At 45.0% G+C, this 24,243-nt stretch carries 24 protein-coding genes; 22 read left to right on the top strand and 2 right to left on the bottom strand.

Features of this window, described 5'->3' with window-relative positions:
• Nucleotides 1–55 precede the first annotated feature (55 nt).
• From ABN702_RS13780 to aceA, 6 genes are all read left to right on the top strand, one after another.
• Nucleotides 56–835, top strand: a complete 780-nt coding sequence (locus tag ABN702_RS13780) for an enoyl-CoA hydratase-related protein (RefSeq protein ID WP_417897395.1) — start codon at nt 56–58, stop codon at nt 833–835.
• 130 nt (nt 836–965) lie between these two features.
• Nucleotides 966–1,694 carry an AzlC family ABC transporter permease gene (locus tag ABN702_RS13775; RefSeq protein WP_417897394.1) on the top strand — a complete coding sequence of 243 codons (729 nt, stop codon included), beginning with the start codon at nt 966–968 and terminating at the stop codon, nt 1,692–1,694.
• Nucleotides 1,687–1,995, top strand: a complete 309-nt coding sequence (locus tag ABN702_RS13770; RefSeq protein WP_417897393.1) for an AzlD domain-containing protein — start codon at nt 1,687–1,689, stop codon at nt 1,993–1,995. The genes ABN702_RS13775 and ABN702_RS13770 overlap by 8 nt, the downstream gene beginning before the upstream one ends.
• A gap of 118 nt (nt 1,996–2,113) precedes the next feature.
• Nucleotides 2,114–3,376 carry a M48 family metallopeptidase gene (locus ABN702_RS13765; protein ID WP_417897392.1) on the top strand — a complete coding sequence of 421 codons (1,263 nt, stop codon included), beginning with the start codon at nt 2,114–2,116 and terminating at the stop codon, nt 3,374–3,376.
• Nucleotides 3,377–3,705: 329 nt separating this feature from the next.
• On the top strand, nt 3,706–5,301 hold the full coding sequence (aceB, locus tag ABN702_RS13760) for a malate synthase A (RefSeq protein ID WP_417897391.1): 1,596 nt from the start codon (nt 3,706–3,708) through the stop codon (nt 5,299–5,301).
• Nucleotides 5,302–5,331: 30 nt separating this feature from the next.
• Nucleotides 5,332–6,606, top strand: coding sequence for an isocitrate lyase (aceA, locus tag ABN702_RS13755; RefSeq protein ID WP_417897390.1), 1,275 nt, complete (start codon nt 5,332–5,334; stop codon nt 6,604–6,606).
• 56 nt (nt 6,607–6,662) lie between these two features.
• Here aceA and ABN702_RS13750 read toward each other — a convergent pair whose 3' ends face one another.
• A complete protein-coding gene (locus ABN702_RS13750) occupies nt 6,663–6,908 on the bottom strand; it encodes an IDEAL domain-containing protein (RefSeq protein ID WP_417897389.1) in 246 nt (81 codons plus the stop codon).
• A 201-nt stretch (nt 6,909–7,109) separates the two neighbouring features.
• On the opposite strand from ABN702_RS13750, the gene ABN702_RS13745 reads away from it, so the two are divergent.
• Nucleotides 7,110–7,661: a competence protein ComK gene (locus ABN702_RS13745; RefSeq protein ID WP_417897388.1), complete on the top strand. Its 552-nt coding sequence runs from the start codon at nt 7,110–7,112 to the stop codon at nt 7,659–7,661.
• 112 nt (nt 7,662–7,773) lie between these two features.
• Nucleotides 7,774–8,505, top strand: a complete 732-nt coding sequence (locus ABN702_RS13740; protein ID WP_417897387.1) for a DUF421 domain-containing protein — start codon at nt 7,774–7,776, stop codon at nt 8,503–8,505.
• Here ABN702_RS13740 and ABN702_RS13735 read toward each other — a convergent pair.
• Entirely contained in the window at nt 8,492–8,869 is a 378-nt protein-coding gene (locus tag ABN702_RS13735) for a hypothetical protein (RefSeq protein WP_417897386.1), read from the bottom strand. The two genes, ABN702_RS13740 and ABN702_RS13735, sit on opposite strands and share 14 nt — an antisense overlap.
• A 190-nt stretch (nt 8,870–9,059) precedes the next feature.
• Here ABN702_RS13735 and ABN702_RS13730 point away from each other — a divergent pair, with 190 nt between their 5' ends.
• The 14 genes from ABN702_RS13730 to ABN702_RS13665 all read left to right on the top strand — a co-directional run bounded on the left by ABN702_RS13730 (nt 9,060) and on the right by ABN702_RS13665 (nt 24,243).
• Nucleotides 9,060–11,051, top strand: a complete 1,992-nt coding sequence (locus ABN702_RS13730; protein WP_417897385.1) for a S9 family peptidase — start codon at nt 9,060–9,062, stop codon at nt 11,049–11,051.
• Between the two features lie 425 nt (nt 11,052–11,476).
• The gene (locus ABN702_RS13725) at nt 11,477–11,845 is read left to right on the top strand and encodes a VOC family protein (RefSeq protein WP_417897384.1); all 369 of its coding nucleotides are present in this window, start codon (nt 11,477–11,479) and stop codon (nt 11,843–11,845) included.
• Nucleotides 11,846–11,876: 31 nt separating this feature from the next.
• Nucleotides 11,877–12,281: an HIT family protein gene (locus ABN702_RS13720; RefSeq protein ID WP_417897383.1), complete on the top strand. Its 405-nt coding sequence runs from the start codon at nt 11,877–11,879 to the stop codon at nt 12,279–12,281.
• 102 nt (nt 12,282–12,383) lie between these two features.
• Entirely contained in the window at nt 12,384–12,794 is a 411-nt protein-coding gene (locus ABN702_RS13715; RefSeq protein WP_417897382.1) for a VOC family protein, read from the top strand.
• A 181-nt stretch (nt 12,795–12,975) separates the two neighbouring features.
• On the top strand, nt 12,976–13,575 hold the full coding sequence (locus ABN702_RS13710; protein ID WP_417900909.1) for a TVP38/TMEM64 family protein: 600 nt from the start codon (nt 12,976–12,978) through the stop codon (nt 13,573–13,575).
• 317 nt (nt 13,576–13,892) lie between these two features.
• Nucleotides 13,893–14,417, top strand: coding sequence for a signal peptidase I (gene lepB / locus ABN702_RS13705; protein WP_417900908.1), 525 nt, complete (start codon nt 13,893–13,895; stop codon nt 14,415–14,417).
• A gap of 143 nt (nt 14,418–14,560) precedes the next feature.
• Nucleotides 14,561–17,788 carry a BTAD domain-containing putative transcriptional regulator gene (locus tag ABN702_RS13700; RefSeq protein WP_417897381.1) on the top strand — a complete coding sequence of 1,076 codons (3,228 nt, stop codon included), beginning with the start codon at nt 14,561–14,563 and terminating at the stop codon, nt 17,786–17,788.
• Nucleotides 17,789–17,910: 122 nt separating this feature from the next.
• Nucleotides 17,911–19,128 (top strand): substrate-binding domain-containing protein, encoded by a 1,218-nt coding sequence (locus tag ABN702_RS13695; RefSeq protein WP_417897380.1) that lies wholly within the window; start codon nt 17,911–17,913, stop codon nt 19,126–19,128.
• A gap of 565 nt (nt 19,129–19,693) precedes the next feature.
• Nucleotides 19,694–20,461 (top strand): ABC transporter ATP-binding protein, encoded by a 768-nt coding sequence (locus ABN702_RS13690; protein WP_417897379.1) that lies wholly within the window; start codon nt 19,694–19,696, stop codon nt 20,459–20,461.
• Nucleotides 20,445–21,152 (top strand): ABC transporter ATP-binding protein, encoded by a 708-nt coding sequence (locus ABN702_RS13685; RefSeq protein WP_417900907.1) that lies wholly within the window; start codon nt 20,445–20,447, stop codon nt 21,150–21,152. The genes ABN702_RS13690 and ABN702_RS13685 overlap by 17 nt, the downstream gene beginning before the upstream one ends.
• A gap of 15 nt (nt 21,153–21,167) precedes the next feature.
• Complete coding sequence (locus ABN702_RS13680) at nt 21,168–22,028, top strand: branched-chain amino acid ABC transporter permease (protein ID WP_417897378.1); 861 nt, start codon at nt 21,168–21,170, stop codon at nt 22,026–22,028.
• Between the two features lie 4 nt (nt 22,029–22,032).
• On the top strand, nt 22,033–23,031 hold the full coding sequence (locus tag ABN702_RS13675; protein WP_417897377.1) for a branched-chain amino acid ABC transporter permease: 999 nt from the start codon (nt 22,033–22,035) through the stop codon (nt 23,029–23,031).
• A gap of 10 nt (nt 23,032–23,041) precedes the next feature.
• Nucleotides 23,042–23,218, top strand: a complete 177-nt coding sequence (locus ABN702_RS13670; protein ID WP_417897376.1) for a hypothetical protein — start codon at nt 23,042–23,044, stop codon at nt 23,216–23,218.
• 5 nt (nt 23,219–23,223) lie between these two features.
• Entirely contained in the window at nt 23,224–24,243 is a 1,020-nt protein-coding gene (locus ABN702_RS13665) for a 3-oxoacyl-ACP synthase (protein ID WP_417897375.1), read from the top strand.

Genomic DNA, 24,243 nt, shown 5'->3' with positions numbered 1-24,243 from the left:
ATCTATAAAAATAGCGAATTTTGTAACCGCTAACAATCTCGAGGAGGGAACAGACATGAATTTTATACAGGTGGAAGTAAAGAACTATATTGCGACTGTCACGCTTAATCGCCCTGATGCGATGAACGCGTTTAATTACGATATGCTGGTGGAGCTTGGCCTTGTGGCAGAAGAACTACGTACGAACACGGAGGTACGGGTTGTCGTTGTGACGGCAGCCGGGGAAAAGTCATTTAGTGTCGGTGCTGATCTGAAGGAAAGAAGAGGCCTGACCGAGCAACAGGTCCGGCGCAATGTGTATAAGATCGGGGATGTGTTCAACCGCATCGCCGACCTGCCGCAGCCGACGATTGCCGCGATCAACGGCTATGCATTCGGAGGCGGGATGGAGCTTCTTTTGGCATGTGATTTCCGTGTCACGGCCCGCGATGTGAAAATGGGACTGACGGAAACGAGCCTTGCCATCATCCCGGGAGCAGGCGGCACGCAGCGTCTCCCGCGAATCATAGGGGAAGCGAAGGCAATGGAGCTAATCCTGACTGCAAGACGTTTTACAGGAGAAGAGGCGAACGGCTTTGGTTTGATCACGAGACTCGTAGACGAAAGCTCCCAAGTACTCGGCGGAGCCATGGAGCTTGCTCATGAAATGCTGAAAAATGGTCCTGTTGCGCTTCAACAGGCCAAATTTGCCATCAGGCAAGGGATGGGTGTCGATATGCAGACAGGCTTGCAGATCGAACGCAAAGCCTATGAAGTTATCATTCCGACCGAAGACAGGGTGGAAGCATTGGTGGCGTTCGGGGAGAAACGGGCGCCGGAATTTAAAGGGAAATAAGGAAGGGTGCTCTCGTATGAGGGCACTCTTTTATTGATCTATTACGATTTTCGAAATACTCTTTACAATCCCTCCTGACAATTAGTATATTAATAGTTAATAAAATTGACAGGTATAGGGGAAATGCGGCGTGGCAACGACTATTGCAACAAGAAACAATTCATCCTTCCGGAACGGTCTGCAGGCAGGTGTCAGTATCGCGATCGGTTATGTTCCGATTGCGATTACATTTGGTTTGCTGGCGAAATCGGCAGGGCTGACAGTAACGGAAACAGTTATGATGAGTCTCCTTGTTTTTGCAGGAGCGGCACAGTATATGAGTTTGAATATGATAGTCCTGGGGTCAGGAGTGTTTGAGATTGTCATGACCACCTTTATCCTGAACATCCGCCATTTTCTGATGAGTGCTTCACTTAATGAGAAGGTCGAGGAAGATAAGCTTTGGAAGAAGTCACTCTATTCATTTGGCATTACAGATGAAACGTTTTCTGTCACAGCGACAAAAGAAGGAACCATCAGGACAGGTTATATGTTTGGAGTGATTTTCATCTCCTATTCCAGCTGGGTCGTGAGTTCCGGGATCGGCCATGCCATCGGAAGCAGCCTGCCTGATTCCCTGCAGGAAAGCATGGCAGTGGCCCTGTATGCGATGTTTGTCGGCTTGCTTGTCCCGTCCTTTAAAAAGCATCGAAAAGTCGTTGTCCTGGCGGGGATTGCTGCGATGTTGAATACGGCATTCGCCATTGTCCTCGGCATTGCACCAGGATGGTCCATTGTGTTGGCCACGCTAGTCAGTGCAGTTGGAGTGGAAATTATTTTTCGAAGTGGTGTAGAAGAGGGGGAGAAGGACCATGAATAATATGATTGTCATCATGATTGTCGGCATGGCGGTGGTTACCTATCTGCCTCGTCTTATCCCATTTGTCATGTTTCAGGGGAAAGAGCTTCCTCCTTTTGTGCAAGCGGTGTTGAAAAATGTTCCGTATGCAACACTTGGAGCACTGATCGTTCCAGGGATTTTTCTCATCAATGAAGATATCTTGTACGGGGTGATCGGCGGTGCGGTGGCCTTGGTTGTTGCCTATCTAGGGGCGAATGTGATCTTGGTTGTCATCAGTGCAATTGCCGCTCTGAGTGTATATTCATGGGTGGTGAGTTGATAGTATGATAGGAAAGCCTTTCTGTAAAGCACACATGTCTCTATGTGTGTTTTTTTGTACAGACTAATAAAACAGCCATTTCGGCAATAGAATAGTATGGAAGTGGGGAGGTGCGTTCTTGAAAAAAATTCTTATTGGAACAATAGCAGGGTACGTCCTATATGCGCTTGTGATGGCCTATTATCTCTGGTTTGGTGCGGATACTTCCCTGCCGGCAGATCTGATGGGAACGAAGGCGGATCCGAGGACGTTTCTCTCAAGCAAGGAAATGCTGCTCGTAGAGGAATACTCCAAGATACGCAATATGATGTATTTTCTATCCTTGCCGTTTGATTGGGTGCTTTACTTCCTGTTGATCCTGCTTGGAGGTGCGCGGGCTATCCAGTCCTGGTCGGAGAAGGTGACAAAATACGCTTGGCTCCAAGGCGGCATCTATGTATTCTGGCTGACGCTCTTTGTCACTCTCGCAAGCTTTCCGCTCGGTTATCTCCGGTTCAGTCTTTCGAAAAGCTATGATATCACGGTTCAACCCTTTACCGGCTGGATGCGGGATCAGGTGGTCGGCTTCTGGGAAGGGATTTTCATCATGTGGCTCGTGGTGGCGGTCCTCTATTATCTGATACGGCGCTTCGAGAAAAGGTGGTGGGTGGCAGCCTGGGCGTTGTTCATTCCGTTTGTTTTCTTCCTCATGTACATACAGCCCGTTGTCATCGATCCATTGTACAACGACTTCACCGAGCTTCAGGACAAGGAATTGGAAGAGAAAATCCTTGGGCTTGCTGCAGAATCGGATATTGCAGCGGACAGGGTTTATGAAGTGAATATGTCGGAAAAGACAAATAGCATCAATGCCTATGTAACAGGTGTCGGAGGAAATTCACGCATTGTTTTATGGGACACGTTATTGACGCGCCTCAAAGAGGAGGAAATCCTGTTCATCATGGCACATGAAATGGGACACTTCGTCATGAACCATGTGGTGATCGGTATCACTGGCTATATTGTATTCTCCTTTTTTGCCTTTTATCTGATTCACTGGTGTGCAGTCAGAGTGATCCGCAGGTGGGGGGAGGCAATCAAGATTACGCGTTTGGGACAGCTGGCCTCTTTGCCTTTGCTGCTGCTCCTGTTATCCCTTGTTCTGTTTCTTGCAAGCCCCATCACCAATGCAGTGTCACGGCACCAGGAGCATACGGCGGATGTCTATGCCATCGAACTGACTGGTGATGCGGAGGCTGCTATCGGCGCATTTCAGGAGATAACCAGATCCAGCCTCAGTGAAGTCCATCCGCCGGCACTTGTAAAATTCCTGAGATATACCCATCCACCGATGGTCGACCGCATCGCCTATCTTGAAGAATTCTTGAAAGAAGAGGAGTAGGGAAACCTATTGCCTCTTTTTTTGATGGGTCAAAAAACAATGGAATTGATTTTTATGAATCTAGCTGTTGATTGGAGCAATAGGCGAAGACTCCTGCAGGAGGAAGCGTTTAGCTGAGACCCCACAGGCGCAGCCGAGGAGGCTCCACAAACGCCCCTTGGGTCGCTGCGCCTAGTGAGGAAATCAACAGCGGTGTTTGTGTGGAATTCACCTTGTCGAAAAAAATTACTAAACAAATCCAAAAAAGGGCTTTATTTTTTTGAACATTCTGTTATATAATACAATACAAATATATTAACTGTTTCATAACAAAGGAGGTTGCAAGAAGCGTGAACATAGACACATCAGGCATTAGGGTTACAGGGGAATGGAAAAAAGGCTATGAAACTGTATTAACACAGGACGCACTTACTTTTATTGAAAAGCTGCAGACAACATTCAATCCTCGGAGAAAAGAGCTTCTTCAAAAAAGAGTGCAAAAACAGAAGAAACTCGATCAAGGAACAAAATTGGATTTCCTTGAATCAACTGCACATATCAGAAACGGTGATTGGCAGGTCAACCCAGTCCCACAAGATTTACAGGATAGAAGAGTGGAAATTACCGGGCCGGTGGATAGGAAAATGATCATCCATGCGCTGAATTCAGGTGCAAGAGTGTTCATGGCAGACTTTGAGGATGCAACATCACCTACCTGGTCCAATATCATGGATGGCCAAATCAATCTAAGAGACGCAAACTTCAGAAGCATTGATTTTGAGGCATCAAATGGCAAGCTATACAAGCTTAACGATGAGATTGCAACATTACTTGTCCGTCCCAGAGGCTGGCATCTCGAAGAAAAGCACGTACTTCTGAACAAGGAGCCTGTATCAGCCAGTCTCTTCGACTTCGGACTGTATTTTTACCATAATGTAAAGCAGCTTCTTGAAAACGGAAGCGGACCTTATTTTTACTTGCCGAAACTCGAAAACCACCATGAGGCAAGGCTTTGGAATGATGTGTTTATATTTGCGCAACAGGAGCTGGGAATCCCACAGGGGACCATCAAGGCCACGGTGCTGATCGAAACGATCACGGCAGCTTTTGAGATGGATGAAATCCTTTATGAGCTAAGGGAGCATGCTGCCGGACTGAACTGTGGCAGATGGGATTATATCTTCAGCTTCATCAAAAAGTTCCGTCACGCTCCTGCGTTCCTGCTTCCGGATAGAAGCCAGGTGACCATGGCGGTGCCATTTATGAGAGCGTATACACAGCTGGTCATAAAAACTTGCCATAACCGTGGCGCTCATGCTATCGGCGGGATGGCCGCACAGATTCCTGTCAAAAACGACGAACAGGCGAATGAACTTGCCTTTTCCAAGGTGAGGGAGGATAAGCTTCGTGAGGTAAAGGATGGCCATGATGGCACATGGGTGGCGCATCCAGCGCTAGTGCCGGTTGCCATGGAAGTATTCAATGAGCATATGAAGGGGCCCAATCAGATTGATCGCAAAAGGGAAGATGTCCATACGGAAGCAGCAGAACTCGTAGAACTTCCAGAAGGCACCATTACCGAAGAGGGCTTACGGAAAAATATCCATGTCGGCATCGAGTACATCACCGCGTGGCTCGATGGAAACGGAGCAGTTCCCATTTTCCATCTGATGGAGGACGCTGCAACAGCAGAAATTTCAAGATCGCAGGTATGGCAATGGGTAAGGCATCCTGAGGCGAATTTGGAAGATGGGACCAAAATAACACTTGAACTTGTAAAGGGACTCATTCAAGAGGAGAAGCGGGCCATTTTAACAAAAGTGGGGCCATCACGGTACACACAAGTGAAATTGGATCAGGCTGTCGAGCTGTTTGAAAGTCTGATAAAAGACGAAGAGTTTGCAGAGTTTTTAACACTTCCAGCATATAGCTTGCTGGAAGACTAATAGATTACAAGATAATAAGGAGGAGAAAAGATGAACAGAGAAGAGAGAATGGCAATGTTAGAAGAAAGCTGGGAGCTTGAGACAAGATGGAATGGGGTTGTGCGACCATATAGTGCAGAGGATGTACTAAGGCTTCGCGGATCCATTGACATTGAACACACATTGGCAAAAAGAGGGGCACAAAAGCTTTGGGATCTGCTTACAAAAGAGGATTATGTGCACGCACTTGGTGCTTTGACAGGAAATCAGGCGATCCAGCAGGTAAAAGCGGGATTGAAGGCCATCTATCTAAGCGGATGGCAGGTAGCGGCAGATGCCAACCTTTCAGGAAATATGTATCCGGACCAAAGCCTGTATCCTGCCAATAGCGTCCCTCATGTGGTCAAGCGCATCAACCAGGCGCTTCAGCGTGCGGACCAGATCCAATACTTAGAAGGAAAAGAGGAAGTCGATTATTTTGCACCGATCGTAGCGGATGCAGAAGCTGGGTTTGGCGGGCAATTGAATGTGTTTGAGCTGATGAAGGGAATGATTGAATCCGGAGCCTCCGGTGTTCATTTTGAGGATCAGCTTTCTTCCGAAAAGAAATGCGGGCATTTGGGAGGAAAAGTTCTGTTGCCTACTCAGACCGCAGTTAAAAATCTGATCTCTGCACGATTGGCTGCTGACGTGATGGGAGTGCCGACTGTCTTGATTGCCAGAACAGATGCGGATGCGGCGGATTTGATTACAAGTGATGTGGACCAATATGATCATCCATTCCTGACGGGAGAACGGACTCCTGAAGGCTTCTTCAGAACAAAGGCCGGACTTGACCAGGCGATTGCACGCGGATTGGCATACGCTCCTTATGCAGATGTAATCTGGTGTGAAACGTCCGAGCCGAATCTGGAGCAGGCAAAAGCTTTTGCGGATGCCATTCATGCAGAATTCCCTGGAAAGCTGCTTGCCTATAATTGTTCTCCTTCTTTTAACTGGAAATCCAAGTTGGATGACGAAACGATTGAGACCTTCCAGCAGCAGATCGCCACTTTCGGCTACAAGTTCCAGTTCGTGACGCTTGCAGGGTTCCATGCGTTGAACCACAGCATGTTTGAGCTGGCGAGAGGGTACAGAGATCGCGGGATGGGGGCATATTCGGAATTGCAGCAAGCGGAGTTTGACAGTGAAAAGCACGGCTATACGGCAACCCGTCATCAACGTGAGGTGGGCACAGGTTATTTCGATGAAGTGGCTAAAGTGGTATCCGGCGGGAATTCTTCCACTACAGCACTTTCCGGTTCTACGGAAGAGGCACAATTCTAAAAGAAGAATAAAAAAAGAGAAGAGATCCAAATTTGGGCTCTTCTCTTTCCATGTTATCAGGCGGAATCGCCCCAATCAGTCAGGAACTTTTTGTATGTGGAGCTTAGGGAATGAAACTGCGTGTGGTCTTTGGTGTCGATGGCATGGTCTATTCTTTCTTGGAGGAGATTCTTGTGGTAGTGGTAAAGCGATTCATCAATGATCATCTGGGTATAAATATTCATCATATAGGCTTCAACGGACAATTTTTTGTTCATTACTCTTGACTTCATCAATTCCGTATAAGACTTCTCATTTTTCATGAGTCCCTCACCTCGAGCCTTTTTAATAGTATATTGGGGAACTCACATAAAATCAACAAAAATTAAAAATATTTAGAAAAATTTAAAAAGTCTTTACTTTTTGGTTATCTTTTGTAAAAATATACATAAATAGACAAATTTCTGGTTCTTTCGCTCTATTCGGAGCCGGGCAAATCATTTTTTAGCGGAAGGGTGAATTATATGGAGAATAGTGTCACTTTAGTTTCAGAATATGAGATCAATCGCTTCACTATGGCTGTATTGCCTATAGAGGAACAGGGGAAAGTGTTTTCTAAGATAATGGAAGTGGAAGGGGACATATACGTGGACCTACCTCCCCTTAAAATTATCGATGATAGCTGTAACTACTATGGAGCAAGTATGGAAGGCAGAAAATCAGGAACTAAAATGGTGACGGGTGTTACGCACAAATCCCCACTTGCAATAGACCCCATGAGTGACTTGTACTTTTTTCCCACCATGTCTCCCAAAAAAAATGAATGCACCTGGATTTCCCTGAACCATGTTGAGAAAACAAGAAAAACATCCTTATCCACTACAATTGCCCACTTTACCAATAAAACCGAAATGGAATTCCAGATTTCCCTGCGTTCCTTTGAAACCCAAATGCACAGAGCCGCACTATTGCGAACAAGGATGCTACAAAGGGCTCAAGGATCAGGTGTTCCTCAGGAGCATCGAGATTATGTTGCTTCTCCTCCCCGAACCTATCGAATCATCAAAAAAAAGTAATGGTAAACATCCTCTTTCATATTAGGGGATGTTTTTTATTTCTATGGTGGAACCTATAAATCAAGTTATGTGTATAGGATTTTCTTTTTGAAAAAGGCTATGGAGGAAGGGAGTGACGGCCTTGGAGCTTATTCTCGATTTAATGAAGGTGATGCTGCGTATCGTCACCATTCTGCCACTGATGCTGCTGGTGACTTTGTTTATGGGAAAGCGTTCCATTGGTGAGTTGCCGGTTTTTGATTTTCTCGTGATATTGACGCTCGGTTCTGTCGTAGGAGCGGATATCGCCGACCCTGAAATACATCACTTTCCGACTATTGGTGCAATCATTGGGATAGCGCTGCTTCAAAAGCTCATCGCGTGGTGGAAAATAAAGAACAGAAAAGTTGGCCGGTACTTATCCTTTGAGCCGACGCTGGTGATTTATGAAGGTCAGTTCCATATCCACAATATGCGTAAGATAAGCTATTCGATTGACAATGTTCTGCAGATGCTGAGGCAGAAGGATGTGTTTAGGGTCGAGGATGTGCATTTCGCTTTAGTAGAGGCAAATGGTGACCTGTCTGTTAAGCTAAAGCCTGAAAAGGAAACTGCGAAAGTGGAGCATGTAAAAGGAAGCCCTGCACTAAATGCTGTGGAGTTTACAGTTATTATTGATGGAGAAATACAAAAGGAAGCCCTTCAATATAAAGGCTTGAATGAAGCCTGGCTTCGTGAAGAGCTATTAATGCGGAAGATCGCAGATGTGAAAGAAGTTTTTTATGCTTCGGTGAACGAACAGAACCGGTTACACGTATGCTTGAAAACTCCTGACAAAACAGAAACGCTTCCTATTTTTCATTAAGCAGCCGCTGCTCTTTATTGACCAGATAAAAGTGCAGCAGGTCATTGATTTTGTTGCGGATTCTCGGATTAAAGTAATTGTGGTGCTCCTCATAGCCGTTGAAGAGAAATGCATACATCGTAAAGGCCTCATCCTGTTTTAATTTATGGAGCTTCATTTTTTGCTGCTTCATGTCCATTTTCACTTGTTTAAGCTGAAGCTGTACTTTTTTCATGACCTCGTCAATCAAGGTGAGATAGGGCTCTTTCAGTTTCAACGTGCTTTCCCGGATGATGGCGGTATCCCGTTCAAGGACAATTAGCAATAAGGGAAGATAGATGGCTTGCTCAAAGAGGTGTATTTGTTCTTTTGATAGTCTTGTCATAAATTAATCCTCCTGCTTTCGAAAAAAAGAACATCTGTTCGTATTTATTCTATACCAAATTATAAAAATTATGCAAGCAACTTTTTAAGTTCGAATAATTTCGAGCTTTTTTTTATTTTATAAAGGGTATCTATTTCTGCTGTCGAAATAAAGAGGTAAGACTGAATTTATACATAAGGGAGAGTTTCCTATGACAAAGAGAAAAATAGAAGCGAACGATTTATATCGATTAACATCCCTGACAGATCCGCAGTGGGAGAAGCACTCCCGCAAGTTTGCCTATGTGCAGACAACAATCAGCGAAGAGGATAATGAATATCTTTCCACCATTTATGTAGGGAGCTTGGATGGCAAGGCAAAACCTTTCACATATGGAAAAGGAAGAGCGACTACTCCAAGGTGGTCTCCGGATGGAAGCAGGCTTGCATTTGTTTCCACGCGTAATGAAAAAGCCCAAATCTATGTGATGCCGGTGGATGGAGGGGAAGCTGAGCAGGTTTCCTTCTGCAAAAATGGTGCAAGAGGTCCTGTCTGGTCCCCATGTGGAACGAAGCTGATCTTCAGTACCGCGTTGGAGTCGGAGGAAGATCTGAAGTCAGGTTCCAAGAAAGAAGAGAAAAAGAAAAAACCCGAGCCGATGGTTGTAGAGAAGCTGCGTTATAAATCGGATGCAAAAGGCTTTTTGGACAAGAAAAACGATCACTTGGCTGTGCTTGATCTCCAGACGAAGGAGGTTACGCTGCTAACTCACGGCGATCGTGACTATGGAAGCCCAGTCTGGTCCCCTGACGGCAAGCAGGTCGCTTTTGTAGCGAACCTGGAGGAAAATCCGGATGAGGTGCTTGTAACGGACGTGTACGTGATGGATCTCGAGTCCAAAGAAAAGAAAAAAGTGACCCACAGCAACGGTTTCTTTTCCACCATCACATGGTCCCCTGACGGTGCGTTTCTTGGTTTCCTGGGACATGAAAAAGAGTTCCAGAGTGCCACGTTGACTCGTGTATGGGTGTACCAGCTGGAAACGGAAGTGCTGCACTGTCTGACAGAAAATCTGGATATCGAAGTGGGAGATGTGGCAATTGGCGACTTCCATTCTGGCAATGTGAATCCCGGCCTTATGTGGACGGAGGATAGTGATGGCTTCTACTTCCTGTTGAGTGACCAGGGTGGAACAGGCATCTACTACGGTTCCCTTGATGGGGCGATGTACCCGATCCATGTTCCTGGTGAGCATGTGTATGCCGTATCTATCCTGACAGATTCCCATGAAGCGATTGTGGGAATCAGCAGCTCAACTGATCCTGGTGAACTATATTACCTTGATTTCAGAACACAGAAAAGAGAGCAGCTTACACATGTGAACAAAGCGTGGAAAGAAGAAGTGGAAATCAGCGCTGCCGAGCCGATCAGCTTTAAGGCACCGGACGGATGGGACGTGCATGGCTGGATCATGAAGCCGGCAGGTTTTGAAGAAGGAAAGAAATATCCGACTATCCTGGAAGTTCACGGCGGCCCTCATGCGATGTACGCCAACACGTATTTCCATGAGTTCCAGACCCTCACCTCCCAAGGTTTTGTTGTGCTATTTACAAACCCGCGAGGCAGTCATGGTTATGGTCAGGAGTTCGTCGATGCGGTCCGTGGCGATTACGGTGGCAAAGACTATATCGATGTCATGAGTGCGATGGACTATGCCTTGGAAACATTCGATTACATCGATGAGAAGAACCTGGGGATAACCGGCGGTAGCTATGGAGGCTTTATGACAAACTGGGTGGTGGCGCATACAGACCGTTTCAAGGCGGCAGTGACACAGCGTTCCATCTCCAACTGGCTGAGTTTCTACGGTGTGAGTGATATCGGCTACTATTTCTCTGAGTGGGAAGTAAAAGGAAACATGGAGGATAAAGTCGAAAAGCTCTGGGACCATTCGCCAATCAAGTACGTAGCGAATGTCAACACGCCACTCTTGATCCTACACGGTGAAAAAGATTACCGCTGCCCGATCGAGCAGGCCGAACAGCTGTTTATTGCACTGAAGAAACAGGGTAAGACAACCAAGTTTGTCCGCTTCCCGGATTCCAACCATGAATTGTCCAGAAGCGGCAACCCGGCACTCCGAATCCACCGATTAAACCATATCAAGAACTGGTTTGTGGAATATTTGGAGGGTGCGAAGTAATAGGCAATTTGGATTGAAAGCACAAGGAGGGGGGCCTTTCCCTGGGGTGGGGAGGACCCTTTTGGGATTTTTGTCCTGTTTGTTTGTGGATTTCCGAGGTAGTCGGTGTTGAAGTCGACAGTGGTGTTGTCAGTGCACGTGCGGGCGAATATTGTCGGAAAGTGCGGTTTATCGATATCTGGCTACTTTTCGTTGATATATCGAAAAATCCGTTGATAAAAAATTTTTTCCGTTGATATCACATCGGAAACCGTTGATATATTAAAAATTCCTTTGATAAACGAGTTTACAGAAATGAACTTTACGCTTTTTTAGTACTGGAAACATGAGTGGGACTAAAAACACCTAAATCCGCTAGAGGACTTTCAAATATCACGAAGAAACCTTAAAGTATGCTCAAAAATCAAGCAGGGAGGAACATACATATGATCAAAGGACTCGATCACCTAGTTTTATTTTGCTTGGATACCGAAAAATCAAAGAAATGGTATGAAAAAGCTGGATTCCAATACTCGCACGGATACGAAGGGATGCATTGGTTCCATTTAGGCAGCGGACTTATCATGCTTCATCCAGCCGAAACGGTGACTCCCGGAGATACGGCTGTCCATGCCGAAGTCGAGGACGTTCATCAGCACTTCAGACAGGTCAAAGAGAACGGTCTCGTCCCGATCGACCACCATCTGGGAAGCAAGCCGATCGACGAGCCTGTCACCCGTCCATGGGGAGATATCGAATTCGAGCTGGATGATATGGACGGACACCGCTGGGCATTCACACAACGCGCGCTGTAAAATCGTAAAACACTTACCCTTAGGAGGCACCATGACCTACGAAAAAAACTGCCCGTTCTGCAACCCGCAGAACGATACAAATCAAAACATAGTCCTACAAAACGAAACCTGTTATTTCCTTCAGCATGATAAAGAACAGGACGTTCTCGAAGGCTGCGGAGTCATTGTCCCGAAAAAGCACCGCGAAAATACGTTTGAGCTCACAAGGGAGGAGTGGAATGATTCCTATGATCTTTTGCAGCAGGCAAAAGGATATCTCGATGAAAAATTCTCCCCTGATGGCTACACATTAGGCTGGAATGTGGGACCTGCTTCCAACCAATCGATCCCGCACAGCCATTTTCATGTGATTCCGAGATATAACGATGAACCTCTGGCTGGGAAAGGGATACGGCATTGGCTGAAGCAGCAGGAAAATAAAAGGACAAAAGAATAGATCAATATGGTTATAACTTTTTTCCAAAGCTGAGGAAGGAGAATATCGATTTGCAGTGAAATATTAAAGTTGTAGCAAAAACTTGAAGGGTTGGTGAAAAGCTTGGCTTTAAAAGCAGATAAGATATTTGTGAATTTGCCGGTGAAAAATCTTGATGAGACGATAGAATTCTTTTCGAAAATCGGTTTTGAGTTCAACCCCCAATTTACTGATGAAAACGCAACATGCATGGTGATCAGCGACAATATTTTCGCGATGCTGCTCGTGGAGGATTATTTTAAGTCGTTTACAAAGAAGGACATTTCGGATACAGCCAAAAGCTCTGAGGTCATCATTGCCCTTACTGCAAATAGCCGGGAAGAGGTGGAGGAAATCGTGAACAGGGCGTTCGATGCCGGAGGTAAGCCATCCAATGACCCACAGGATCACGGCTTCATGTATGGCTGGGGCTTTGAGGATATAAACGGACACCTCTGGGAAGTGTTTTATATGGAGCAGGGCACCGCTTCTTAAAAAAATAAAAACAACCATCCATTCCAAAGTGAAATGGATGGTTGTTTTTTGCATTAAACGGGTATTGGATACTTTATAAAAAAATGTAAAGTTTTTATGTTATTTTATGGGTGAATATAGAAATAACTAGTACAATAAGAGATGATAGATATAGACAGAAGCGGAGTTAACCTACATGGATATGATAAATTTCTTTAAAGATTTACTAACAATGGATAACCTTTTGGAAGGGCTTCAGGATTATAAGTCATTTGGTCCGCTTCCCGGATTTTTACTGGTGGTACTAGAAGCGTTTTTACCTTTTCTGCCGCTGATTGTGATTGTCATGGCGAACGCTGCAGCATTTGGTTTATGGCTGGGATTTTTGATTTCTTGGTCAGGCACAGTGGTCGGTGCAGTCATTGTGTATTTTTTTGCAACCAAGCTGAAAAAAAATAAATGGATTCAAAGGCAGTTGGAAAAAGAGAAAATCCGAAAGACGATGTCCTGGATCGAGAGGCATGGCTTCGGACCGATTTTCTTTTTATTATGTTTCCCTTTCACTCCGTCCTTTTTAATCAATATGGTGGCGGGCCTGTCACGAATAAAATTCTATCAATTTTTTCTGGCACTGTTAGCAGGGAAGATGGTTATGATTTTTACGATCAGTTATATTGGGTATGATATTATTTCTTTTATCCGCGCTCCTATTAAAACGGTGATCGCATTAACGATTATGCTTGTTTTATGGTATATTGGAAAAAAGGTAGAATTGCGCCTGCAGCTTTCAGCAGATAAATAAACGTTATCTTCGCAAAAATTGTTACTTTTCGTAGAGGTTGCAAACACGAATTTAACGTTTCATCGTGCTCTTTTCCTAACCGATGCACGAGGTAGGTTAGCAGTATTTACAATAATAAAGGTGAAAAATCCAAATGCCGATTTTTCACTTGTGAAGTAATAACCTTAGTGCTGAAAAGAGCCTTATAAAAAAAGAATATTATCGAGAATTCAGTATATTGTGATAATAGATGGTTATTGGTACAATAGACCTAACAGATTAATTTCGGGGGTTATGAATTGAAAGAAAAGAATACAAACGTACAGCGTAAATCAGCGATGAAGTGGTTGCTTGTCTCTTTCCTTTTGGTTATTATGATTCGTGCCCTGTTCTTTTCCAATTATGTAGTGGAAGGCCATTCCATGAACCCTACATTAGAAGAAGGGAACTTTCTAATGGTCAATAAAATGGTTTATGCTTTCTCCGTGCCAGAACGATTCGATGTTGTCGTGTTTCATAAGGACAGCACTGAGGAAGACTATGTGAAAAGAGTAATAGGGTTACCGGGAGATAAAATAGAATATAAGAGAGATATGTTATATGTAAATGATGAGCTGGTACTGGAGCCGTTTATTAGGTCGGATAACCTTCGGATCCTTGGCGGGAATTTCACCGGGGACTTTACATTAAAAGAGCTGACCGGCGTTGAAAAGGTTCCAAAGGGTCATGTGTTTGTGATCGGAGACAATCGTCTTGGCAGCCGCGATAGCCGTCATTTCGGCTTTATAAAAATGGAAGACATTGTTGGAAAGGTTCATATCCGCTATTGGCCGGCAGATGAATTTGGTACAATTTTTAAATAGTTGGAGAGAGGACATCTTGGAAACCGAGGTTGCTCTCTTTTTTTTGTTGTAACACTCTTAACATGTTGAAAAAAGTACTATCTGCATTCTTTTTTCCATTATAATAGAATAAAAAGATAGAATATTCTGAACTAGGGGGCAAGATGATGTCTTCATCTGATACAAACACAATCCTCCATACAAAACTCACCACGCCAATCGTCAAGGATTATGTGTTAAGACGTGCAAAAGTGGCAAGAAAAATGAAAGCGGTTACCAGTCATGGCGTGACCATTGTTCATTCTGGTCCCGGCTATGGAAAAAGTACCATTCTGGCATCCTTTGTTCCTACATTCGATGTCCCTACATATTGGTATACGGCGACAGCGTTCGATGATGAACTGATTCCTTTTCTTCGTTATGTGGTACATGCTATCAGAAGAGAGAAGGAAGGCTTCGGGGAGAAGATACTCTCTTATCTTGAAAGAATGGACCGATATATTAGGGATGAGGAAATACAGGATTTATGCTCATTGTTCCTGAATGAGCTCTTGAATCTTGAGGAACCGATCATTTTTGTCATAGACGATTTTCATTTAGTTCAGGGAAACCCGGAAATTGTCACATGGTTCCATTGGCTACTGCAGCATATATCCTCCAACCTGCATCTCATTTTGATTACACGGGAATGTCCGACTTGGGATGTTCTCACCGCAATGAAAGTGAAGAATGAACTATTGGAATTTACGGAAGAGGATTTGAAATTCTCGAAAGAAGAAGTGGAGGTTTTATTGGAGGATATCTATATGGTGGATGTGACAGAAGAGCAGGTAGAAGAGGTCTATTCCCTTTCGGAGGGGTGGGTGATGGCCATTGGACTTCTAAGCCAAAGGCTGGGGGAGCAGTCATTGCACAATGACATGGTATCCACTTCCGGAACATTGGACGATTTGTTCAAATATTTGGCGACAGAGGTCTTCACGAAACAAACCCCGATGGTACAGCAGTTTTTGGAGCAAACCTCGATACTTGACATCATGACAGGCGAGATGTGCGATGAAATCCTTGGTATAAACGGATCGAACTATCTGCTGCAGACCCTTGCGGAAAGGCATGTTTTTATTAGTGCATCGGGACCCGATCAATATCGCTATCATGCCTTGTTCAAGGAGTTTCTGGAAAGGCGGCTGAAGCAGCAGGAAGCGCAATATATCCAGCTGCACAAACGATGTTCGAAGTGGTATATAAAAAAGCGGGATATTCTTTCCGCCATCTCTCATTTGGAAAAGGTGGCGGACTATTCCGCCATTGCAGCCTTGATTCATGATTTTGGCTTCGAGCTGATCGAACAGGGGCAGCTTTCCTATATGCTCGAAAAGCTGTTGAGGATCAATGACAGGATAAAGGGAAAATACTATATGCTCTGGTTTATTCAAGGGGAAATCTACCGTTATCGCTGTCAGTATGAAGAAGCGGAAAAGGCCTATATGCTGGCGCTGAAGGTCTCGAGGGAATATGAGGATGGACTTGCCACCATTCGATCTCTGAAGGGCATTGCAAAAATTTATTTGGATACCATTCAGCCGGTAAAGGCGGAGAGGCTGCTCTCAGAAGCTATTCATCTACTCGCTACTACTCAAGTAGAAGCCAAAGAGCAGAATCAGCTCTATTCCATCATGGCGGAAAATCTATTGAATGCCGGTCAGGCGACAAAAGCCTTGGCGTGGTTTGATAAGGTGGAAGCTTCCTATAAACATAGTTCTGAGAATAATCTTGAACCAAGAATTATGCTCCGCTCAGGAAAGCTGCAAAAGGCAAAGAAATTGCTGACTTCCACTAAAAGGGACCAGGTAGAAGGAATCCTGCCCCAATCCCATAGAGAGACAGACCTTCTGCTTTCTTTGGTAGAGGTATTTATGGGGAATGCGGAACAGGCAAAGAAATTGGCGGATGCCGGAATCAAGCAGGGAATAAAACTGCAGGCACCTTTTGTGGAAGCATGCGGCTGGATCCGTCTAGGTCATGCGGTTCAATTGATGGAAGCCTATGATGCAACACTTGCCAAGCAATGCTATGAGACTGCATTGAACATAATGGATGAATTGAATATTTCAAGAGGAAAAGCCGAAGCGAATATGGGGCTATGTCTCTTATACGCCAACCAGGGAGCTTTTGAAAAAGCGATCATTTGCGGGGAAGAGGCCTTAAAGGAAACAGAGGAAGTCAAGGACAACTGGCTTTCAGGCTTGATCTACCTATCCATGAAAATAGCATCAATCGTAAATGGAAAATGGGAGAAGGTCGAGTACTATGGAGTGCGTGCTTACAGTCTGCTCCATAAATGCGGAGACGATTATGGGGAGCTTCTTTATTATTTCTGGCGCTCCATCCATTCTTATGAGAAGGAAGAATGGGGGAACTTTGAAGACTCGATGAACCGCTTTCTGACGTTTCTTCAAGCAGGAAACTATGAGTTCATGCTATTTAACCGCACAACCTTCGGGCCGAGTGATATCCAGAAATTCACACCATTGCTGCAGGAAGCGCTGCAAAGAGATATTCAGCGATCGTATGTGACATCCTTGTTAAATGAGCTGGGCTTTGCGAATGCTCACAATCATCCAGGCTATACGTTGAAAGTACAGACTCTTGGTGGATTCAGGGTATGGTTGGGCTCAAAAGAACTGGACTCAAAAGACTGGCAGCGGATAAAAGCAAAAGAGCTGCTGGAGTATTTTGTCACGAAACGGAAAAAGCAGATCGTCAAGGATGACATTTTTGCAGCACTTTGGCCCAATGTTCCGGAAAAAACGGTGACAAGGGATTTCAAGGTCGCTTTGAATGCATTGAACAATGCTTTGGAGCCGGACCGTAAAGCTCGGACAGAGCCGTTTTTTATCCAAAGGAACGGTAACACCTATGGATTGAACCCGAACTGCGGATATATGCTGGATTGTATGGAATTTGAAACGCTTGCACATATCGGGCTGGATGAAAAGGAACCGGGTAAAGCGTTAATCCTATTGGAAAAGGCGTTGGAACTATACAAAGGAGATTTCCTGCCTGAGCAGAAATATGCGGATTGGTGCTTGAATGAGCGTGAGCGCCTACTGGTCTATTATTTACGTTGCTGTGAAAAAATAGCACAACTGCTTGTTGCAGCCAGAAGCTTCGATCAGGCAATCCACTACTGCGAAAAGATAATAGAAAAGGACGCAACATGGGAAGAAGCCTATCGACTTCTGATGTTCTGTTATTATCAAAAAAACAACCGTCCGCAGGCAATGAAGTGGTTTGCAAAATGTAAAACCTATCTCGAGAACGAACTCGGTGTGGAACCGATGTCCACGACAATGCAGATGTATGACATGGTACTCGGTAAAGCAAACTGAATGAGGATACCCCCATACCCACAATTTTTGGGTGCGGGGGTATTTGCATGTAACTCATTTGTAACCCCTTCCTTTTACGATAAGGGTACAACTTTTCAAATTGGTTTAGAGGGGGATAAACAATGAAAAAATGGAAAATAGGGTTTCTGCTTGCCTGTATGATGATGTTGGTGCTTGCCGGCTGTAACAACAATGCAGGAACAGATTCGGATTCGTCAAGTGGAGATAATGACAAAAAGGTGATTAAGGTAGGGGTACTTGCTTCTCTGACAGGGGCTCTGGAAACCTATGGCAAGCAGACGGTACAAGGTTTTGAGCTGGGCTTGGATTACGCAACAGAAGGAACCATGGAAGTGAACGGCCATAAGATTGAGTTTGTGGTGGAGGATACCGAGACAAAACCGGAAGTGGCCATCCAAAAAGCTACTAAACTATTAGAGGAAGATGAAGTGGATTTCCTGGTGGGATCATCAAGTTCAGGGGACACATTGGCAGTGCTTCCGCTGGCTGAAGAATATGAAAAGGTGATGATTGTGGAACCGGCTGTAGCCGATAGCATCACGGGTGCTGATTGGAATAAATATATTTTCCGTACTGCCCGCAACTCCTCGCAGGATGCAGTGGCAGGGGCAGCAGCAATCGCCGGTAAAGGTGTGAAAATCGCGACATTGGCGCCTGACTATTCGTTCGGTCATGACGGGGTCGCAGCATTTAAAGAAGCCGCTGTAGCTCTCGGAGCAGACATTGTGCTTGAGGAGTATGCAGATCCTGCTGCAACGGATTTCACATCCAATATCCAGAAGATCCTAGATGCAAAGCCCGATTATCTTTTCGTTGTTTGGGCGGGTGCAAACTCTCCATGGAACCAGATTTCAGATATGAAGGTGCAGGATAGAGGAATCAAGATCTCCACTGGAGCTCCTGATATTGCGGCACTTTCCACGATGGAGCAGCTGATCGGCATGGAGGGATTTTCAGTTTACTATCATACGCTGCCTGACAATCCAATAAACGATTGGCTGGTGGAAAAGCATAAAGAAAAATTCAATGGGGAAGTGCCGGATCTGTTCACGCCGGGCGGGATGTCTGCAGCTATTGCCATCGTCGAAGCTTTAAAGAAGACAGAGGGTAAAACGGACACAGATCAACTCATTGAGACCATGGAAGGAATGAGCTTTGATACACCAAAAGGTCAAATGACATTCCGTCCTGAAGATCATCAGGCGATGCAGACCTTGTATGCGATTCGCTTGGAAAAGGTGGATGGGGTGGAATATCCGGTGCCAGTTCTGATCAGGGAACTATCCCCTGAGGAAACGGCCCCACCAGTTCGAAATTAATCATAGATGAGAGGAACTTTGGAGCTCTGCTCTAAAGTTCCTTCGTACTATATTTCTGGATTTACATTAAGGCTGTTTTCGCATTCATTGTTGCTAATTTGATAAAATGTCCCCATCAAATGTAGCCGTTGATTTCCGCTGCGGACACAAGATTCCCCGGGGACGGATGGGAGCCTCCTCGGCTTCGCCTGTGGGGTCTCCCATGCCCTCTACTCTCCCGCAGGAGTCAAGTGTCCTCCGCTACAATCAACTCAGTTTTTTAACATTATTTGCTCCAATGAAATGAAAATATGAGACAAAGAGCAATTTGTCAAACTTTAGAAAGGCAAATTTTATTCTATTACTCACCCCCTGTTGGTTGGAGTGCAAGGCGTGAGACTCCTGCGGGAGCAGCGTGTCAAGGGAGACCCCGCAGGTGCAAAGCGCCGAGGAGGCTCCCGAGGCCTTCCTGGATAAGCGAACGCCTGGAACGGAGACCAACAGGGTGTTTATTGTTCACATTTTTTCTTTAGTCCAGCTCCATATGCTTAAAGCAACACATAAAAGTTAAAAGGAGGGAATCAAAGTGAATCCCATTTTGGAAACAAAGGATTTAACGATAGCTTTTGGAGGACATGTTGCGGTCGATGGGGTGAATTTCAAGGTGGAACCCAATCATTTCAAATCGATCATCGGTCCAAACGGTGCAGGAAAAACCACTTTTTTCAATCTGTTAAGTGGACAGCTGAAGCCAACAAAAGGCCAGGTCTATTGGAAAGGGGAGGAAATAACGAAGCTGACTCCTATGAAGAGGACGAGAAAAGGGATAGGTCGATCTTTTCAAATAACCAATGTTTTCCCTAACTTAACTGTTTTGGAGAACGTGAGGATTGCCGTTCAATCGCAAAAAGGGGTGCGGTACAACATGTTTTCCCACTTCCTGCACTTCAAGGATTTTGAAGTGAGGGCCATGGAACTTTTAACGACAGTACTGTTGGATAAGAAGGCGAACTCACTCGCCAAGAACCTTGCGCATGGTGAAAAACGGAAGCTGGAGATTGCGATGCTGCTTGCACTGGAAACAGAGATTCTCCTTTTGGATGAACCAACTGCCGGAATGTCGATTGAAGAGGTGCCGGCTATTCTCGAAGTGATAAAGCTGATAAAATCACAGGGAGATCGAACCATTATTTTAATAGAACACAAAATGGATATGATCCTGGATCTATCTGATTCAGTAACGGTCCTGTTCAATGGAAGGCTGTTGGCGGATGGGACTCCTGAAGAAATAATGAACAATGAAACCGTCCAATCGGCGTATTTAGGGGGATTGTATGATGACAACGCTTCTTAAAGTAGAAGGGATACAAACCTATATAGAACAGTTTCATATTTTGCAAGGGGTGGATTTTGAAGCGAAGCAGGGAGAAGTTACCGTTCTGCTAGGCAGAAACGGTGCAGGAAAAACAACCACCCTGAGAAGTGTCATGGGATTGAACCCACCTAACAAAGGTTCCATCACCTATAATGGGGTGGATATCACCGGCCTTGCAACATATGAAATTGCCAATAAGGGAATCGGATATGTCCCGGAGGATCAAGGGATATTTGGGGAATTGACGGTAGAGGAAAATATGAAGGTCGCCATGAGAAAGCACGACGTGGCAACACTTTCCCGTCTGGATTGGATCCTGGATTTATTTCCGGATCTGAAAACCTATTGGAAGAAGAGTGGAGGAAATCTCAGTGGCGGTCAGAAGCAAATGCTCGCGATCTCCCGTGCCTATGTCAATAACAGCAAGCTCCTGCTGATAGATGAGCCTAGCAAGGGGCTAGCGCCGATCATGGTGGAAAAGGTGATGCATTCCATTGAACAGATGAAAAAAGAGACGACTATCATTCTGGTGGAACAGAATTTTTATATGGCAAGTACCATCGGGGATTGCTTTTATATCCTGGATGATGGAAGAACCGTTCATAATGGGTTGATGGAAGAGCTTAAAGAGAATACGGAACTGCGGAAGCACTATTTGGGAATTGCATAAAAGGAGGGGAGCATAGTGGAGGTTTTTATTAACCTTGCTGTCAACGGATTAGCGACAGGGATGCTGATATTCTTGCTGGCTGCAGGATTGACGCTGATATTCGGCTTGATGGATGTACTGAATTTCGCCCATGGAGGGTTGTTCGCCTGGGGTGCTTTCTCCGGTATCTGGGTATATAGCACAACTGGAAGTTTTATGTTAGGTATTCTCGCTGCCATTGCGACTGGACTTATTCTAGGTTTAGCCCTTGAAAGATTTATCATTCAGCCTGTTTACGGCAATCATGTCCAGCAGATTCTGATCACATTAGGGGTGATGCTTGTACTGAGTGAAATGATCAAGGTCGTTTTCGGGCCGAATCAGCTTAGTGCGAAAACTCCTTCCTATTTCAGTGGCAGCTGGGAGTTTGGGGACATTATCATCATCAAATACAGAGTTTTCATCATTATTGTTGGCGCACTGGTTTTCGGGACCATTTACTATATTCTGAGAAATACGAAAATAGGCCTTATTGTACGGGCTGGTGTAATCAATAAGGAAATGGTGCAAGCCTTGGGCATCAATATTAAACGGGTATTCATGCTCGTTTTCATGGTCGGAGCGGCCATGGCAGCTCTTGGAGGAATGCTTCTTGGACCTTATTCAGGAGTCATATATGCCGAAATGGGGTTGGAATTTGGAATACTTGCCTTTATCGTGGTGGTCATCGGTGGCATGGGCAGCATAACCGGTTCGGTTCTTGCGGCCATCCTGGTGGGATTGAGTGGAAGCTTTATGGCATATTACGTACCGGACCTGGCATTGGCGGTAAACATGCTGTTGATGGCTACTGTGCTCATCTTCCGTCCGCAAGGCCTATTTGGGGTAAAGGGGTGAGGGCATGAACACATATATGACAAAGCCTAATTTGGTGTATTTATTAATTTTCATCATGCTTCTGGCCGTGCCGTTTGTCTCTGATTCTCGTACGCTATTAATCATGTTTACGCAAATATTCCTGTTTGCGATATTTGCGATGAGCTATGATATTCTCCTTGGCTACACGGGTATCGTTTCCTTTGGTCATGCGATGTTCTTTGGAATTGGAGCCTATTCTACAGGCGTAATGCTCAAGCATTTTGACGGTACCATCGCAACATTGCTTCTCGCCGTACTTGTTGGTGCGGTTATTGCAGCCGCTATCAGTTACCTCGTGGGGATGCTTTCCTTGCGTTTAAAAAGCCATTTCTATGCGATGCTTACCCTTGCCTTTTCTGGTCTGTTTTTAGTGGTAGCCGAAAAGTGGAGAACCCTTACATTCGGAAATGATGGTTTCACCTTTTCCATTCCGGATCCACTAAAGGATAGAATGACATTGTACTTTGTTGCTCTTTTAATGATGGCTGCTATTTTTCTATTGTTAAAAAGGTTCACCCTATCTCCACTAGGAAGGGTGCTCCAGGCTATCAGGGAGAATGAGAACAGAACCGAATCACTTGGCTTTCACGTTCTTCACTATAAGGTGATAGCAAGTGTCGTTGCAGGTGTAGTGGCAAGCTTCGCCGGAAGCCTTTACGTGCTGACTCTGCGTTTTGTCAATACCTCCGTATTTGCAGTGGATGTGACGCTCGATGCCTTATTGATGACCATCATCGGTGGAGTAGGCACGCTGATCGGTGCCATTCTTGGTGCAGGATTGATCGAATTTGCGCATCACTGGCTAACGGATTTAGCGAAGGTGCATTGGATTTTTGAGCGCTGGATCATCTTTTTCGGAATCCTCTATATACTTGTCGTCATGTTCTTCCCGCAAGGCATCATAGGGACAGTAAGACTCTGGTGGGGGAAGAGGAAAGCAAAGCAAAGCGCTATTAAAAACGATAACAACATTTCAGGTTAGGGGGAAAAAGATGATTACACAGCCGAATGTAGCATCCTTTGTGGTACGATGCGCAAGCTTAGTGGATAAAGATCATAAGAATCCTGTCTGGAGAATTACTGTCAGCCATGTGCAAGGTGAGGAAGAAGTATCGGTTACTTCCTTGGAGGAAGTGTATGAATTTATGAAGGATATATTAAGCAGGTGAGAGTGATGACAAGCGTTGGAATTGTCAGTACAGGAATTTATATCCCGGAAAATTTCATGTCGAGCAAGGAGATTTCAGAAAAATCTGGAATACCTATATATGTGGTGGAAGAAAAGCTGGGCATTAAACAGAAGCCCATTGCGGCAGAGGAAGATCATACATGTGAAATGGGAATCAAAGCGGCAAGAATTGCTATAGAAAAGGCGGCAATAACAGCCGAAGAGATTAATCTGATCATTTATATCGGAGAAGAGCATAAGGAATATCCATTATGGACAGCGGCCCTATATATGCAGGAGAGATTGGGTGCGGTGAATGCGATTGGGTTTGATATGGCATTACGCTGCGGCACCACCATCATGGCGTTGAAGATAGCTAAGGATATGATGCTTAGTGATGATGCTATCAACACCGTTCTGCTGGCAGGCGGTTATCGTAATGAAGATTTTATCAATTATGATAACCAACGGACACGCTTCATGTTCAACTTGGCGGCTGGAGGAGGAGCTCTCCTTCTTAAAAAGAATCTTGGAGAAAACGAGGTGCTTGCCTCCCACCTGATTACGGACGGATCCTTTTCAAAGGATGTGGTAGTGGTGGCAGGTGGGACGAAACACCCCATTTCAACAGAAGCACTAGAAAAAGGATTGAACAAACTGGAAGTCCTGGACCCAGAAGGAATGAAAGCAAGACTGGAAGAGAAATCGATGCGAAATTTCCTGGAAACCATCCGTGGGTCTTTGAAAAGGAGCGGCTTAACTGAGAAGGATGTGGATTATTTAGGCATCCTTCATATGAAGAAATCGGCTCATGACTATGTATTAAAGGAACTTGGATTGACCCAAAGCCAATCTATCTATCTGGAAGACTACGGGCATATCGGCCAGATCGACCAGATCCTAACGCTTGAGCTGGCATTGGAAAAAGAGAAGATAAAAGCTGGTGACATTGTCGTTCTGGTTAGTGCGGGTATCGGCTATGCATGGGGTGCAACAACGATCAGATGGGGGAAAGCTATCAATTAG

The sequence above is a fragment of the Bacillus haimaensis genome (assembly GCF_048270625.1).
Classification (GTDB): domain Bacteria; phylum Bacillota; class Bacilli; order Bacillales; family Bacillaceae_I; genus Sutcliffiella_A; species Sutcliffiella_A haimaensis.
This window is presented reverse-complemented; position numbering and strand designations above follow the sequence as displayed.